Genomic DNA, 16,138 nt, shown 5'->3' on the forward strand with positions numbered 1-16,138 from the left:
CGAAGTGCTGATCCTTTACACGAACTAGTGAACTGTTAAACCTGATTTTGCATACGTTTCTCAGTCAAATAGTCGTTCTCATAATAAGTAAGGTCATCGCGTAGCTCTTCATAGGTCTTGGTAATTTCTAGAATGATATCACGCGCCGGACGAACTGGCTTTTTACGGAAACGGATAGCATCCTGTCCAGTATAAGCATAACGTCCATCTTCAGAATAGCTTTCATTCTTTGGATAGAAGAAGTTATTCACGCCATAGTGATATACATTATAAAGCGCTTTCTGCGCAAAAGATTCATCGAATGTAGCACGACGCAGCGCAACTCCCAGCTTCTCATAAGACATTTCCGAGAACACTAACAGATGACGGACATCGGACAGAAATCCTTGATAAAATTGTACAGTTTCTTCATCATCTTCTGTTACAAGCTGAGGCAATGCATGCTCGTTCAGAAAAATTTCCATCTTATCAATCACATCTTTAAGTTTGTCTCTCGTCGATTCACATAATTTCTGCACATTGGCTGCTGACATGGCGGTTGCTCCCCCTTATTATTCCCTGCTCTTGTAGTCAATAAAGTTAATCTTATGAAGAAATAGTCTTTAGACATATCTCTTTATTCTTGCAATATCAGGATGCAAACACAGAGAAGTCTAACCTTCTGAAAATTAAAAGAACATCTATCGACGTATCTCCTGCAATATCAGGATGCGAACTCAAGATGCTTATTCTCTCTGATATTATCATAAAAAACGTTAGGAAGGTATCCTTTTCTAAGATGCATAAAACATACGCTCTCTTCTAAACCTATAGGCATTACAATGCGTAGAGGAGCGGAAATCATGTCACGTAAAAATCTAACGGTTGCAGGTTTGGTAACAGCTGCGTTCACAGTTGTATTACTTACCTTTGCGCTACGTCCTGCCACTAATGGGACGACAACCAGAGAAGTCGCTAATGTTGCTGTACCAAATCCTGCTCCAACTTCAGCCCTACATTCAGCACCAAACCCTTCACAGGAAAAATCATTGAAGAAAAGCTCCTTATCTCAAGATGTTGATGCGACGGATCATCTGAATAGAGTGGATGTCAGCAGACATTTGACTAAGCTCCTCTCTGAAACGGATGGAATGACTTCGCTTCATGATAAATCAGTGTATGCAAAACGTTTGCAGCAGAACCACGGATTTATCACTATGCTTATGTGGATTGATTTTCGCAAGCATAAAACGGAAACCTTTAAGTCCTCTTCATTTCCTCAAGGAACCGAACAGGAGAATCAGCAGCTGCAAAAATATCTTAAGACGGCGAAATCAGCGATCCATGGTCATCAATCCTATGAATCTCCAACGTTTACAATCGGTAAAGAGAAATATTACTTTATCGCTCAGCGGAACAAAGAAAAAAATGTAGGCATCATTGCACTTATTAACCAAAAGGTGCTTGGTCGTGTGGCAGACCATCAGCTGAAGAACCTGCGTCTCATTCCTTATCCGAAGGAAGGTAAGTACCGTGTAGAATCCGTTCATACCGATAATTTAAAAGATATCACCGTTAAGACCGGTCATGATAACGAAAACGCCAGCCATTTTTATGAGAATGAAATTGTCGTACGTTTCCGCAACAACTCACCTACTCCGGGGCAGCTTCAAACGATAACCGCTGATATCAACGGCAAGAAGCCACGTAAGCTTGGGTATGCCTATATTTTCCGTTCGGAGAAGATGACTTATTATGAGCTCAAAGACTATTTCACCAATAAATGGCACCCCGAATATACGGAGCCTCACTATATGTATTTAACCAATGATACGATATCTAAAAACGCAGAGGGAACAGTTACTCCAAATGACATGTTATTCTCCACCTATCAATGGAATCTGCCAGCGATCGAAACGGAGCTGGGCTGGAATCTTTCTAAGGGAAGTAAAGAAGTGATCGTAGCCGTAGTGGATACCGGAGTCCAGATCAATCATCCGGATTTGAAGGGTAAGCTTTTGACAGGGTATAACGCGATCACCAATGGCTCCACTCCAGAAGATGATGTTGGACATGGCACACATGTATCTGGAATTATAGGCGCCCTGGTCAATAATGGAGAGGGAGTAGCTGGAATCAGCTGGTACAACAAGATCCTTCCGGTAAAAGCACTCGATAATTCAGGAGCAGGCACCACTTATTCTGTTGCAGAAGGAATCATTTGGGCTGCGGACAACGGTGCGAAAGTCATTAACTTGAGTTTAGGTAACTATGCGGATTCCCAGTTTCTTCATGACGCGATCAAATATGCCTACGACCGAGATATCGTCCTCGTATCTGCTGCAGGCAACGATAATACAGAACGACCAGGTTTTCCTGCTGCGTATCCCGAAGTGATTGCAGTAGCTGCAACAAATGCTTCAGGGGAAAAAGCTTCCTTCTCCAACTACGGCGATTATATTGATGTCGCAGCACCCGGAGAAAGCATAGCAAGCACTTACCCAGACAGCCAGTATGCCGCGTTATCCGGTACATCGATGGCCAGTCCTCATGTCGCTGCGCTGGCGGGTCTGGTGCGTTCACTAAATCCGAATCTAACGAATACGGAAGTTATGGATCTTATGACCAAAAATGCTGTTGATTTAGGCACTCCCGGGCATGACAAATATTTTGGCTGGGGTCAGGTCGATATCTATAAAACATTGCAAGCCGCTAGCGGCAATCAGGTTCCACTACAGCTATGGCCACAGCATGTACAAAAACAAATGAATCAATTGAAACAAAGATTAAGTAACTCTAAGTAACAACCTTAACCACCCATCTTCAAAAATCTACCAAGTAAACGGAGAAATAATCGTAAGCCTTCCTCCATATCCGTTTCATTCATTTGTGAATAACACAAACGGATATGCCGGGAAGGGGTCTCCGCAGAGTAACAAACATCACCCGGTAAAAAAGAAATGCTCTCCTGTTCGGCCAGCTCATGTAGCCTTCCGATATCAGGTGAAGCCGGCAACTCCAGCCAGAGATTAAGACCACCCTCTGGGAGAATATATTTTACTCCAGGCGGCGCGTAAAGCTTCAGAAGCTTCGCCGCCTTTTCCATGCGACCACGGAGTGTAACTCGTAACTGAGCAGCATAGGTTTCATACTTGCCCGCTATGAATGGCAGTACCGCCCTTTGTGTAAGCAGCGGACTCCCTAAATCACTTGCGGACTTGGCGGCGATAAGTCGTGACAGAATATTCCCACTAGCGGCTACACAGGCAATTCTGCAGCCGGGTGCAATAACTTTACTGAAACTCTTCATATATACTACATGCCCTTCGGAATCCATCGATTTGATCGTAGGCGGCGGAGGCGCATGGAAATATAAATCACTAAATGGATCATCCTCAACAATAAGGCAACGGTAACTGCGGGCTAATTCCAGCAGACGTTGTCTTCTTGCTATGCTCATGGTTACTCCACTTGGATTCTGAAAAGTAGGGATTGTATAAATTAGCTTAGGCGGTCTTTGATCACACATTCTTGTGAGAATATCCACCCGCATCCCTTCACCGTCCGTAGGTACAAAAATCATCTCTGCACCTCGTCCTGCAAAAACATCTATAGCTCCTGTATAACTAGGAGCCTCAAGATACACTGTGTCCCCAGGTCCGACAAACGTACGAGCCACCAGATCAATGCCTTGCTGAGTTCCGCTTGTGATCATTACATCAGAGGAAGTAAGTGCAATTCCACGTGTTTTTAAATGATCTCTCATAATTCCTCGCAGCTCCAGATCACCTTGGAAGTTCCCATAGGTTGCCATAAGCTCCGGCTGCTGCGTAACTAATGATGCGAAGGAGTCACCAATATTTTTTAGAGGAAGTAACTCACTATGAATTGCAGCTATATGAAAGGGATACTTAACTTCAGAGTAATCAAAATTGCGCCAAAGCTGAGCTCGCGGCAAATAATCATCATATACATCCTGCCAGCGACCATCTTCCTGACGTCTGGTGTGTTCAGGGTCGGCTACAAAGCAGCCTTTTCCTTGTCTGCAATAAATAAGTCCCCGCTTCTCAAGCACATCGTATGCCTTGCTTACTGTAACCTGGCTTACTCTCAAAGCTGTAGCCAAACTTCTTACGGAGGGTAGCCGGACACCTTGCTGGAGCAGTCCTGATGAGATCCGCTGACTTAGGGTTTCACTGATTTGATGAGGCAAAGATTTACTGCCGCTGCGAATCAAATCGATATGCATGAACCCCTCACCTCCACTGTTATATTCAACGCTTTACTGTTATACAGTATTCCTATTATGATAGCACCAAATCGAAAGGTGGAGAACTCATTTATGGATATCAAATACTCGGCCGCAGCCAATCATCTAGGATCGTCAGCCGTTCGTGAGATTCTAAAGGTTACACAGGGCAATGACATTATTTCACTTGCGGGCGGGCTGCCTGGGGAGGATTTGTTTCCCTTGGAAGCAGTAAGGGACGCTTACAACCGCGTACTCTCCAGCGATACCTCAGCGCTTCAATACGGACTAACCGAGGGCTTTACTCCACTACGTGACAAAATCGCTGAAAGACTTACTCGGCAAGGAATCCCTGTTACAGCGTCTGAGATGATTCTGACCACAGGTTCCCAGCAAGCCATAGATTTATTATGTAAAATACTGCTTGATCCCGGTGATGCTGTCCTTGTTGAAGCTCCTACTTATCTGGCAGCCTTACAAGTACTTGGCTCTTACCGAGCTGATATTCATACGATAAATAACGACGAGCAAGGCATTCTGCCTGATCACCTGGAAGATCAAATTCAGAAACTACGGCCCAAACTCCTATACGCAGTTCCGACCTTTAACAATCCTTCAGGAGCAACCTGGAGTAAGGAACGCCGTGAGAAAGTGGTGGAAATTTGCCGCCGCTACAATGTTCTTATCTTGGAGGATAATCCCTACGGTGAAATAACCTTTGAGGAGAATAAAGATCTTTATCCACCCTCACTAGCGTCCATCGACAGAAGTTATGACGGCGATTATTGTGTCGCTTACACTGGAACTTTTTCCAAAATCGTAGCCCCTGCCCTGCGTACCGGTTGGATTATCGGCGATTCCAATCTAATCAAGACCATCGCCAAAGCAAAGCAAGCAGCTGATCTGCATTCTAGCACTATTGACCAGCGCGCTTTAGATGAACTGCTGTTGCATTTCGATATTGAGCAGCATATCCGTGTCATCTCACGAGAATATTATTCTCGAATGAAGTTCTTATCGGCGGAACTCCGATCGCAGAACTGGGAAGGAGCTCATTTTCTGGAGCCACGAGGCGGTATGTTCCTATGGCTAACACTTTCCCAAGAGATCAACACGAAGGAATTACTTCCTCTAGCAGTAGAGAACGGTGTTGCTTTTGTTCCAGGTGAAGTGTTCTATTCATCACAGCCCCATAAGAATAAGATGCGTCTGAATTTCACACATACGCCACCTGAGCTTGTACCCGTTGCTGTTCAGCGTCTGGAGAAAGTGTTGGTACAATGGCAGGAAAGTCAGACCGGCATTCGATCATGAGCATGACAAAACCCGTCTTCTTCATCCTTTATCGGATCAGGAAGACGGGTTTTTTTTATTTTCCAGCCATGCTTAGAATAATTTACTTCTTAAATACTTCTATGCTATCTTTATTGATCCTAAAATATCCATTTTCAACAAAAGACATGATTCGGCTGACACTTACCCCTGTCTGAAGGGATATATTTAATACCATCGTGTCGGGTGAAGTCTCTACGATTTGCCTGATTCTCTGATACATCTCATCACAACTATTGCACATTCTCTTATTGTTTCGTTCATATAAATGTCCGCAGAACCCGCAAATCTGATAATTACCCATGCTACACGTTTCCCACTTTCTACATATCTTCTTGCCACGAGCATAAACACCTTTAGCGTTATAAGGACGGTAAGCATTTATGAGAGAAATATAAGGATAATGTATAACGTGAAGCTTATACTTTCTTATATTTATAAAAAAGCGACGTGATCCGGTTTCCCGAGATACGCCGCCGCTTGTATGGTTGTTGTTGTTATCATAACGTTGCAGTTAGGAAAGTTTGCCGTAAGCCGGGTTCTGTGCTCGTCGTGGTTCAATCGGGAACTACCCTCCCACCATAAGCGACAATCATCTATCTAGGCCGTACATTACTGCACAGCTCCAGCGACCAACCTAGACGCGCCTCAGGCTAAGGCTGCCTATTCCAATAAAGGAATCTGCTGCGTCTCATTAGGTCTTGCTCCAGATGGGGTTTACCAGGAACGAAGTCACCAGCGTTCCTCGGGGTCTCTTACACCTCGGTTCCATCCTTGCCTGTGCCGCCCTAAGGCGGCCATCGGCGGTCCATTTCTGTGGCACTATCCTTCGACTCGCGCCGACTGGACGTTATCCAGCATCCTGCCTTATGGAGCCCGGACTTTCCTCCCGTGACGTCTTCACGTCACCGGCGATTGTCTGTCAAACTTTCCGAACAACATTATATATTATACAGACATCACCTGTCTGGCACAAGCATTATTAAATGGCAATTTTATAGGAACTTAAATGGCTCCGTATTCACCTGCGAAGCATGTACAGCTGTATCGTACTTATGCTCCACCAGTTTCCCAGTCATCCACTCTGCTACTTTCTCTTTCATGATCTTCTCTGCATTATGTCCTGGATCAATCAGAGTGATCCCAGCGAGCACGGCATCCTGTGCTGTATGGTAATCAAGATCTCCCGTAACCAACACATCCGCACCGCGGAAAATAGCACTGTTATAATACTTTCCACCCGAACCGCCGAGAACAGCCGCTTTACGAATTGGACGATCCAAATCACCCACAACACGTACATGGTCAACTTTCAGACCTTTTTTTACCGTCTCAACGAATTGCCCAAGTGTGGTAGGCTCTTTGAGCTTTCCAACCCGCCCAAGCCCTAAACTGCGGCCTTTAAGATCCATCGTGTACAAATCATAGGCAACCTCTTCATAAGGATGAGCCTTGAGCATAGCCTGTACCACTTTATTGCGGATATTGTGTGGCACGATTGTCTCAATACGGATCTCCTCAGCACGCTCCAGCTTCCCTTTTTCCCCGATATAAGGATCTGTGCCTTCTCCCGGAATAAAAGTCCCGTATCCCTCGATATTGAAGCTGCAATGACTATAGTTGCCGATTGCCCCTGCTCCTGCATTCAAAATGGCATCCAGTACCTTCTGATGATGATCCTTCGGCACAAACACAACCAGCTTTGACAATTGCTCGGAATGAATGTCTTTAATAGGCACTCCGTTCTCTATACCAAGAGCTTCCGCCATCCAATCGTTCATTCCACCTTCGGTAACATCCAGATTAGTATGACTGATGTATACCGCGATGTCATTTTTAATCAATTTTTCATACATTCGGCCCATTGGAGTGTCTGTTTGAATCCCTTGCAGCGGACGAAAAATAATCGCATGGTGGGCAATGATTAGATTACAGCCGAGACGAATTGCCTCTTCAACGACTTCATCGTTCACATCCAGTGCAACCAGTACATTGGTTATTTCTTTCTGTAAGGAACCTAGTTGCAGACCGACTTTGTCCCAATCTTCAGCTAAATGCTTTGGAGCCAGCTGCTCCATATATTGAATTACTGTTTGTCCTTTGGCAAGCATTGCAGCACCTCCGTAATCTCCTTGATCTGTTCTCGAATTAATTTTCGTTTATTCTCCGCAGATTCGAGTTCTGAACGTGACAATGAAGTAAGAATGCCTTCCAATTTTTGAACCTCTCCCTGCCATTTGGCAAAAAACACTTCATTCGGTGCTTGAATCAGAAAAGGTCCCATCTGTAGCAAGGTCTCCTGACCACGAACCATAGCGGAATCGCCTAACGTTATCTCTCGATATACATTGGCATTTGTAATTCCGGCACCTGCATCCTCTGGTACAGCTGTTAATACTTCATATAACTTGCCGTCTTCTTCCAGAATACTTTCAGCGGTAAGAACCCATTCATTATTTAACAGCCAGCGGCGCAAAATATCCTCGCCCACATTCGGTTGAAGTACCAGTGTTGTAACATCCTTAAGCTTGCCTTGACTCTGACCACGGTCTAAAATCGAGGCAATTAAAGCCCCTCCCATGCCAGCGATCGTGATACAATTAACTTCACCAGGTTCCAGTACCTCAAGGCCATCTCCTCGACGCACCGAGATTATCTTCCCTAATCCGGCCTCTGCAACGCCCTTACAAGCAGCATCAAAGGGACCCGGGTTTACCTCACCTGCTACTGCGAATACAGCCTTACCGCTTTCTACAGCAGCCACAGGAAGCAGAGCATGATCAGAGCCGATGTCTGCCAACCTGCTTCCTTGCGGAATTTGTTCCAGCAATTGCTGAAGTCGATCTGATAATTTCACATTGTTCATGTTGCCACCCACGTTATCCATTTTTTTCGAAACAAGAACAGCAGGGCCAAGCCTACCGCAATTTTTAAAATTAGCATAAACGAAATCCACTGTGGATAATCCTGCCTCAATAAAAGAGCATCGAGTTCCGGCATCATCCATAGTGATACTCCCACTGCAAAAAAAACACTGGCAACGCCTTTAACTTTGTGATGTAATAGCCAGCTCAGCCACACCATCATTACACAGAGTGGAAGCCATAAGAGCTCAAGCTCTAGCATCGAAGCCTCAGGGCGTTTTCCACCGAAGAATCCCGCATATAATAAGGCCCAAAAAGCATAACCGCAATACTGCAGCAAGCCTATACGGAGCACAAATCCCAGAATGCACCATAACAAGCCACAAGCCCCAATCAGAATCGGTCTCCAGAGCTGAGGATCAAGATCATGCAAAGCAATCAGCCATAGCCCAAAACCAAGCAATAACACACTGCCCAGCCCCGCCAGGATAAGACTAATAACATGATTTCGGTTCCTGTAAACCGCTGAGTATCCATAACAAATAATTAATACGGATAGTGCTGTTGCAAGTTGCAAAGGCCAGGGAAAAACGCTAAAATAAAGACTAATCAAGAAAATCAAGGAAATAATTCCAAAACCAAACAGCCAAATTTTGATGTTTCCCTGCTGTAGATTCTTCAGCGAAATCGGATTGTTATCCTTCGCCGCAGCTTCATCATCATACAGGTTGGTTAAGAAGTCACAATATTGCTCTGGCAGCAATTTGTTATTTCTCCAATACTGTATCTCTTTTATAATAATTTCGCGTTTTTCCAAATTCACTGGCTCATCCTTCTTTCCAGATACACAAGGTCAGCACTTTTAGGGTCGTAATTCAAATAAAAGAACCTCCTGCTACTGAGCAGCAGAAGGTCCAGTTCATGAAATACTATTCAAGGAAATCCTTAAGCCGTTTACTGCGGCTAGGGTGACGAAGCTTACGTAATGCTTTAGCTTCAATCTGGCGAATCCGTTCGCGGGTAACACCGAACACTTTGCCCACTTCTTCAAGTGTTCTCGTCCGGCCATCATCTAGGCCAAAACGCAGACGAAGTACATTCTCTTCACGCTCCGTGAGCGTGTCCAGTACATCCTCCAGCTGTTCCTTCAGCAGTTCATAAGCTGCTGCATCCGCAGGAGCCAAGGCTTCCTGATCCTCAATGAAATCTCCCAGATGTGAATCGTCTTCTTCACCGATCGGTGTTTCGAGCGATACTGGTTCTTGGGCAATTTTCATGATTTCTCTAACTTTCTCAACCGTCAGCTCCATCTCAGCCGCAATTTCCTCTGGCGAAGGTTCACGTCCCAGTTCTTGCAGCAATTGACGAGAGACACGAATCAGCTTGTTGATCGTCTCAACCATGTGTACAGGAATACGAATCGTACGTGCCTGATCCGCAATCGCGCGGGTAATGGCCTGACGAATCCACCAAGTTGCATACGTACTAAATTTGAACCCTTTGTTATGGTCAAATTTCTCTACCGCTTTGATCAGACCCATATTACCTTCCTGAATCAAATCAAGGAACAGCATACCGCGTCCAACATAACGTTTAGCAATACTTACTACAAGACGTAGGTTCGCTTCAGCGAGACGACGTTTGGCTTCCTCGTCACCATTCTTAATACGCATAGCAAGCTCTACTTCATCGTCAGCCGACAACAGCGGAACGCGTCCAATTTCTTTTAGATACATACGGACAGGGTCATTAATCTTAATCCCTGGCGGCAGTGACAAATCATCATCAAAGCTGAACTCATCGCCCTCTTTGTCTTCATTGTCCTCATTTGGCCGGAGGCTGTTAACCTCCTCATCGTTCTCGTTTACAACTTCAATCCCCAAATCACTGAGTTGTTCATAGAACTCCTCCATTTGCTCGGGGTCTTGATCAAACGGCGATAATTTCTCCATAATATCTTTGTATAGCAATGATGATCTTTTCTTGCCTTGCTCAATAAGCTGATCCTTAACCTGATCCAAAGTAAATTCTGCTTCCAATTCAGTATGCTGATCGTTCGCCATAATTCGACTCCCTCCTCCCTAGGTACATCCTGTCAACATTTCATTGTCTCTCTAGGGCTATAATCTCACTTGCTATTTGTGCTGCACGCAAAAAGTCACCTGACTTTTCCGCCTGAATCATCTCTTCACGCTTTTGATCCATCTTGCGCTGCAGTGGGTATTTCCGTACTTCACGGATACAATCATCCAGCACCTGCATATTCCAGTCTGGAGGTGTATCCATCATGGAAATTGATGTAGCAGTTTTCTCTAGACGATCATCCTGAAGCGATGATAGAAACCGACTAATGCCGGGTGGTTTGCCTTGCGCGTAATAGGCATATAGATAAGCGGCAATTGCCGCATGATCATCGATGTTGAAATCTTCTCCGAGGCGTTCGCCCACATACGTGGCAGCTTCCGGGTCCTGAATCATAAAGGACAGTAGACGCCGTTCCGCGACATGATAAGCGGGCAGCAAAGTTGGTGTCTGCACTTGCCCTTTTTTATGCCTACCATTATTCCACCTTTTGTCGTTATTATCCCCTTCAGGGATGTTTTTTTGCATCGATGCCCTAAGTAAATTACAATCCTGCTTCAAACTATCATATGAAAGTTCCAGCTCAGAAGCGATTTCCCTTAGGTAAACCTCTCTCTCTGTCGAGGAATGTAACGAAGCAATGACCTCCAAAGCTTCTTTGACGTAGGCAATTTTGCCATCTTCCTCTAGGAGTATATGGTTTTTTTTCAGATATATAAGCTTAAATTTTATGGATGAAACCGCTGAATCAATAACTTGATCCATAAACCTTTCTCCACCATGCATTGAGATGAATTCATCTGGATCGAGCCCGCTTGGCAGTAAGGCGATCTTTACACGCAAGCCACTGCCTTCAAGCATTGGAATGGACTTCATAGCAGCTGCTTGTCCTGCCCGGTCACCGTCATAAGACAGTACAATTTCATCGGCCAGACTCTTCATCAGTGCTACATGACTTTCAGTTAAAGATGTTCCCATTGTTGCTACACCGTTATGCACACCTGCTTCCCAGGCCGAAATGACATCTCCGTATCCTTCAAAGAGGACGATTTGCCGCGTTTTGCGGATGGATGCTTTGGACTGGTGCAAATTGTATAAAATCCGGCTTTTGTTAAACAATCTACTCTCTGGAGAATTAAGATACTTGGGTTGTCCTTCACCAAAAATTCTTCCGGCAAACGCAATCACCTTGCCTGTGCGGTTCGCAATCGGAAAAATAATCCGACCACGGAAACGGTCTATATAGCCTTTACCCTCACCTCGGGCAGACAAGAGTCCACCTTTCTCCATCTCAGCAAGGTCAAAATTCCGTTTCTCCAAAAATTGTAGCAAAGTATCCCAGCGGTCCGGAGCATATCCGATCTGAAACTGGTCAATCATTTTATCGCTGAAGTTCCGGGCTCTTAAATACTCCATTGCGGCTTTGCCGTGTTCCGTATTCTTCAGCAAGTAATGATAAAACTTTGCAGACCATTCATAAGCTTGAATCAACCGATCGCGTTCCGGATCAGGAGGAGACATTAGGCCTCCCTTACCTTCAGGAACGGGAATATCACTTTCTTCAGCCATTATTTTGACGGCTTCGGGGAAGGTTAATCCTTCGATTTCCATCCTAAATTTGATGGCATTTCCACCCATGCCGCAGCCAAAGCAATGAAATACTCCCCGGTCGGGGGTAACTGTAAAGGAAGGGGTTTTCTCCGAATGGAACGGGCAGAGGCCCCATAAATATTTCCCCTGCTTGGACAAATGGACTACCTTACCGACTGTATCGACAATATCATGACGTGCAAGCACGCTTTCGATAACTTCTTCCGGAATATTCCCGTGTCCGCTAGCCACTTCAACCACCTTCAATTCTTAACAAATAAATATAATTCGCTATTGCTCCACATTCTCCTGCAAAAGTATTAAAAGTTTTGTCATTTTATGTTGAAAATATATTTTTTCTTCTGCCGTTATAGGTTTTGGACCCTTAGAATAATGTCCCCGTCTTCGTTCCACGGCCCTGGCATGCCTGCCTTCCAACATAAAATCCATTTTGGAATCGTCATATTCCTGGCCACGAAAAGAAAGAACACTGCAACGTTTCCCGAGTGCAAGTGCTGCAAGACCATAGTCCCCAGTCAATACCACATCTCCTGCAGAAATATGATTGGCAATATATAGATCGGCGCTCTGATCTCCCCGGTCCACCTGCACAACCGTTACACCCTCTTCAGCTTTCAGTGCATGGTCATAAGAAGATACCATCAGTACCGGCACACCAAAGGCGCGACCAACTTCAGCTATCTCTTTTTTGACCGGACAAGCATCCCCATCCACGACTATAGTTCTAGACCGGGACTTCTTCTCCATGATCATCACCAATTTCCCGTGTAATATATATACGCCCTTACCGCAAGAAATCCTTCTTTCTATGCATAAATACGGAACGGATGTCAAATGACGCATTGGCACCGTTCCGTATATTTATACCCCAAACCAACATTCTATACCATAAGACACAAACTTTTCTTATAGATGTTGTTCAAAAAGCTGTCCTTTGATCAAATGTCGAATCTTGAATTCAGCCGGGAACTCCGGTGCTCAGTCGTTTACCAAACGAGCTTGCCAAAATCAGCAAACGCCTTGGAGTCAGCATCAATACCAGCTAGCAAAGCTAAACGGTTAGCACGTACCTGCTCATCCTCTGCCATAACCATAACGGAATCGAAAAATGCTGTAACAGCATCTTTTAGACCCGAGAGAATACGGAGTGCTTCTTCGGCATTATTCGCGGACATCGCTTCAAGATACGGTGTGTGTAATTCCTGCCATGTCTTGTACAGCTTCAGCTCAGCATCTTCTTTAAGTAAAGAAGGATCAATCACTTCGCTGGTTGCTTTAGCTGCCAAATTACTGACACGAGTGAGTGAATCTACTGTAATTTTAAAGTCTGCTTGGTCTAACACAGCACCCATAAGCGCACGGCTTCTGCCCACAACATCTACCACGTTGTCAAAGCCAGCTGCTGTAACAGCGTCCACAACATCATAGCGTACATTGTCGGATAAAAGTCGTTTAACACGCAGACCGAAGAACTCGTACAGGTTTATACGTAGTTCATCGTCAGAATGTTTCGAATTCCCTGAATTTTTATGAATTTCAATCGCTGCTTCAAAAATCTCGCGCAGCGTAATCGGCAATTTATGCTCCAGCACGATTTGAACAATCCCTGCAGCCTGGCGACGCAGTGCGTAAGGATCCTGTGAGCCTGTTGGGATAATACCGATAGAGAAGCAACCTACAATCGTATCGATCTTGTCCGCAATGCTGACAACTGAACCGGCATCTGTCGATGGTACTGCATCACCCGCGAACCTTGGCTGATAATGCTCAAAGATTGCTTTTGCCACAGTTTCAGGTTCTCCTGCTTTGCGTGCATAATCTTCACCCATGGTGCCTTGAAGTTCTGGGAATTCATAAACCATTTGAGTCACAAGGTCGAATTTGCAAATATCAGCAGTCCGACTTACTTCAGAAAGGGTTATATCAGACAATCCCAACTTTACAGCAAGACGATCGGAGATTTGGCGAATACGACGCACTTTATCTCCAACACTGCCAAGCTCTTCATGGTAGACGATATTCTCCAATTTGGCTAGTGCATCATCAATCTTCATCTTTTGATCTTCTTGATAGAAGAATTTGGCATCTGATAGACGAGCACGGAGTACCTTCTCATTACCCTTAGCAATAACATCCAAAGATACTGCATTCCCGTTACGCACCGTTACGAAGAAAGGCAGAAGTTTGCCCGCTGCATCAAATACCGGGAAATACCGCTGATGCTCACGCATCGAAGTAATCAACACATCCTGTGGAATGTTCAAGAAAGATGGGTCGAAGGTTCCGAACAACACGGTTGGTGTTTCAACTAGGAACAGTACTTCCTCCAAAAGATCCTCTTTGATCGCAATCGTCCAGCTTTTTTCTTCAGCCAATTGATTGATTTGTTTCAGGATCAATTCTTCCCGTTCCTTCACGTCTACAAGAACATGCTGCGCACGCATGATCTCAACATATTGTGCAGGCTCCGAAATTACAGTCTCTGTACCCAGAAAACGATGTCCACGGCTCACATTACCCGCTTTTACATCCGTAATTTCCAAATCAATAATATCTTTCCCGAAAAGAGCAACTAACCAGCGGATCGGACGCACGAATTTAAAATCGTAAGCTCCCCAACGCATGTTTTTCGGAAAAGTCATCGTATTTACGATCCCTAAAAGACCTTCAGAAAGCAACGAAGCTGTCTCTACCCCAGCACTATTTCTAGTAGCATAGATATACTCAACTCCAGCAAGCTCTTTGAACGTAAATTGCTCCGGAGATACACCCTGACTACGGGCAAACCCTAAAGCAGCTTTGCTCCAGTCCCCGTTTGCATCCAGTGCGATTTTGCGTGATGGTCCTTTGACTTCTTCGCTGATATCCTCTTGCTTCTCAGCCGCATCCTTAACAAAAACAGCGAGACGACGTGGCGTTGCATAAGCAGTAACTCCAGCATGGGTAATCCGTGCAGAATCCAACCACTTGGATGTTCTATCTTGCAGCTGTTCCATCGCAGCGCGGATAAAACGTGCAGGAATTTCCTCCAGACCGATCTCAAACAGGATATCTTTAGACACGGTCAGCACCTTCTTTCTTCAGCAGCGGGAAGCCAAGCTTCTCGCGTTCCTCAAGATATGTTGCCGCTACAGAGCGGGCAAGATTACGCACTCGGGTAATAAATCCAGTCCGTTCAGTAACACTGATGGCTCCACGTGCATCCAGCAGATTAAAGCTATGTGAGCATTTCAACACGTAATCATAGGCAGGGAACACAAGATGCTGCTCCATCGCTCTACGCGCTTCTTCTTCGTACATGTTGAACAGTGAAAATAGCATTTTTACATCAGATACTTCAAAGGTGTAAGTAGAATGCTCAAACTCCGGTTGATGAAAAACATCACCATAAGTCATGCCGCTAACCCATTCAAGATCAAATACATTTTCTTTATCTTGAATGTAGGATGCTAGCCGCTCCATTCCGTAAGTAATTTCTACGGCAACTGGATTGGCCTCAATTCCACCGACCTGTTGGAAGTACGTAAACTGAGTGATTTCCATACCATCTAGCCATACTTCCCATCCTAGGCCTGCACAACCCAGCGAAGGGTTCTCCCAGTTATCCTCAACAAAACGGATATCATGCAAGAGCGGATCAATGCCGAGTGCTTTCAAACTATCCAAGTAAATCTCTTGAATGTTATCAGGCGATGGTTTGATAATGACTTGAAATTGATGATGCTGATACAGACGGTTCGGATTCTCCCCATAACGTCCATCGGATGGGCGACGTGAAGGCTCTACGTACGCAACTCTCCATGGTTCAGGACCTAGTGAGCGTAAAAATGTCATAGGGTTCATCGTGCCGGCGCCTTTTTCAGTGTCATAAGGCTGTACGATAATACAGTTCTGTTCAGCCCAGAACTGCTGCAGCGTCAAAATCATCTGCTGAAAGTTCATAATACCGTCTCCTTCGCTTTACAAGTTTTTTAGTTCATCTTGCTTAAAACTTCTTACCATGGAGGCGGCATTTTTCGCT

At 44.9% G+C, this 16,138-nt stretch carries 12 protein-coding genes and 1 other RNA gene; 2 read left to right on the top strand and 11 right to left on the bottom strand.

The annotated features are described in order from the left end of the window. Positions 1 to 35: 35 nt before the first annotated feature. Positions 36 to 533 (bottom strand): YpuI family protein, encoded by a 498-nt coding sequence (locus MKX41_RS17565; RefSeq protein ID WP_042190914.1) that lies wholly within the window; start codon positions 531 to 533, stop codon positions 36 to 38. 309 nt (positions 534 to 842) lie between these two features. Between MKX41_RS17565 and MKX41_RS17570 the strand changes: the two genes are divergently transcribed. After that, complete coding sequence (locus MKX41_RS17570) at positions 843 to 2,783, top strand: S8 family peptidase (protein ID WP_076299660.1); 1,941 nt, start codon at positions 843 to 845, stop codon at positions 2,781 to 2,783. Between the two features lie 5 nt (positions 2,784 to 2,788). Here the strand turns inward: MKX41_RS17570 and pdxR are convergent, their stop codons facing one another. Beyond that, a complete protein-coding gene (gene pdxR, locus MKX41_RS17575) occupies positions 2,789 to 4,228 on the bottom strand; it encodes a MocR-like pyridoxine biosynthesis transcription factor PdxR (RefSeq protein WP_340972220.1) in 1,440 nt (479 codons plus the stop codon). Between the two features lie 93 nt (positions 4,229 to 4,321). Between pdxR and MKX41_RS17580 the strand changes: the two genes are divergently transcribed. After that, positions 4,322 to 5,542 carry an aminotransferase-like domain-containing protein gene (locus tag MKX41_RS17580; RefSeq protein WP_340972223.1) on the top strand — a complete coding sequence of 407 codons (1,221 nt, stop codon included), beginning with the start codon at positions 4,322 to 4,324 and terminating at the stop codon, positions 5,540 to 5,542. 533 nt (positions 5,543 to 6,075) lie between these two features. Here MKX41_RS17580 and rnpB read toward each other — a convergent pair. The 9 genes from rnpB to glyQ form a co-directional block, all read right to left on the bottom strand. Beyond that, an RNA gene (gene rnpB, locus MKX41_RS17585) (RNase P RNA component class A) lies at positions 6,076 to 6,491 on the bottom strand. Between the two features lie 64 nt (positions 6,492 to 6,555). Next, positions 6,556 to 7,671, bottom strand: a complete 1,116-nt coding sequence (locus MKX41_RS17590) for a Nif3-like dinuclear metal center hexameric protein (protein WP_076284780.1) — start codon at positions 7,669 to 7,671, stop codon at positions 6,556 to 6,558. Next, positions 7,647 to 8,417: a tRNA (adenine(22)-N(1))-methyltransferase gene (locus tag MKX41_RS17595; RefSeq protein WP_339271763.1), complete on the bottom strand. Its 771-nt coding sequence runs from the start codon at positions 8,415 to 8,417 to the stop codon at positions 7,647 to 7,649. Before MKX41_RS17595 ends, MKX41_RS17590 begins: the two co-directional genes overlap by 25 nt. A gap of 5 nt (positions 8,418 to 8,422) precedes the next feature. Next, positions 8,423 to 9,247: a hypothetical protein gene (locus MKX41_RS17600; protein ID WP_339798000.1), complete on the bottom strand. Its 825-nt coding sequence runs from the start codon at positions 9,245 to 9,247 to the stop codon at positions 8,423 to 8,425. Between the two features lie 106 nt (positions 9,248 to 9,353). Then, positions 9,354 to 10,487, bottom strand: coding sequence for an RNA polymerase sigma factor RpoD (rpoD, locus tag MKX41_RS17605; protein ID WP_042130309.1), 1,134 nt, complete (start codon positions 10,485 to 10,487; stop codon positions 9,354 to 9,356). A gap of 40 nt (positions 10,488 to 10,527) precedes the next feature. Then, the gene (dnaG, locus tag MKX41_RS17610) at positions 10,528 to 12,348 is read right to left on the bottom strand and encodes a DNA primase (protein WP_042190927.1); all 1,821 of its coding nucleotides are present in this window, start codon (positions 12,346 to 12,348) and stop codon (positions 10,528 to 10,530) included. Positions 12,349 to 12,387: 39 nt separating this feature from the next. Then, positions 12,388 to 12,864 carry a YaiI/YqxD family protein gene (locus tag MKX41_RS17615; protein WP_042194373.1) on the bottom strand — a complete coding sequence of 159 codons (477 nt, stop codon included), beginning with the start codon at positions 12,862 to 12,864 and terminating at the stop codon, positions 12,388 to 12,390. Between the two features lie 239 nt (positions 12,865 to 13,103). Next, positions 13,104 to 15,179 (bottom strand): glycine--tRNA ligase subunit beta, encoded by a 2,076-nt coding sequence (glyS, locus tag MKX41_RS17620; protein ID WP_340972231.1) that lies wholly within the window; start codon positions 15,177 to 15,179, stop codon positions 13,104 to 13,106. Continuing rightward, positions 15,172 to 16,059, bottom strand: coding sequence for a glycine--tRNA ligase subunit alpha (glyQ, locus tag MKX41_RS17625; protein ID WP_042130314.1), 888 nt, complete (start codon positions 16,057 to 16,059; stop codon positions 15,172 to 15,174). The genes glyS and glyQ overlap by 8 nt, the downstream gene beginning before the upstream one ends. Positions 16,060 to 16,138: the final 79 nt, after the last annotated feature.

Source organism: Paenibacillus sp. FSL R5-0475 (assembly GCF_038004585.1).
Taxonomy (GTDB): Bacteria; Bacillota; Bacilli; order Paenibacillales; family Paenibacillaceae; genus Paenibacillus_AQ.

Coding starts and splice junctions, on each gene's coding strand:
- MKX41_RS17590 (WP_076284780.1), bottom strand. CDS start 7,671: ATGCTTGCCAAAGGACAAACAGTAATTCAATATATGGAGCAGCTGGCT.
- MKX41_RS17565 (WP_042190914.1), bottom strand. CDS start 533: ATGTCAGCAGCCAATGTGCAGAAATTATGTGAATCGACGAGAGACAAA.
- pdxR (WP_340972220.1), bottom strand. CDS start 4,228: ATGCATATCGATTTGATTCGCAGCGGCAGTAAATCTTTGCCTCATCAA.
- rpoD (WP_042130309.1), bottom strand. CDS start 10,487: ATGGCGAACGATCAGCATACTGAATTGGAAGCAGAATTTACTTTGGAT.
- MKX41_RS17580 (WP_340972223.1), top strand. CDS start 4,322: ATGGATATCAAATACTCGGCCGCAGCCAATCATCTAGGATCGTCAGCC.
- MKX41_RS17570 (WP_076299660.1), top strand. CDS start 843: ATGTCACGTAAAAATCTAACGGTTGCAGGTTTGGTAACAGCTGCGTTC.
- glyQ (WP_042130314.1), bottom strand. CDS start 16,059: ATGAACTTTCAGCAGATGATTTTGACGCTGCAGCAGTTCTGGGCTGAA.
- MKX41_RS17615 (WP_042194373.1), bottom strand. CDS start 12,864: ATGGAGAAGAAGTCCCGGTCTAGAACTATAGTCGTGGATGGGGATGCT.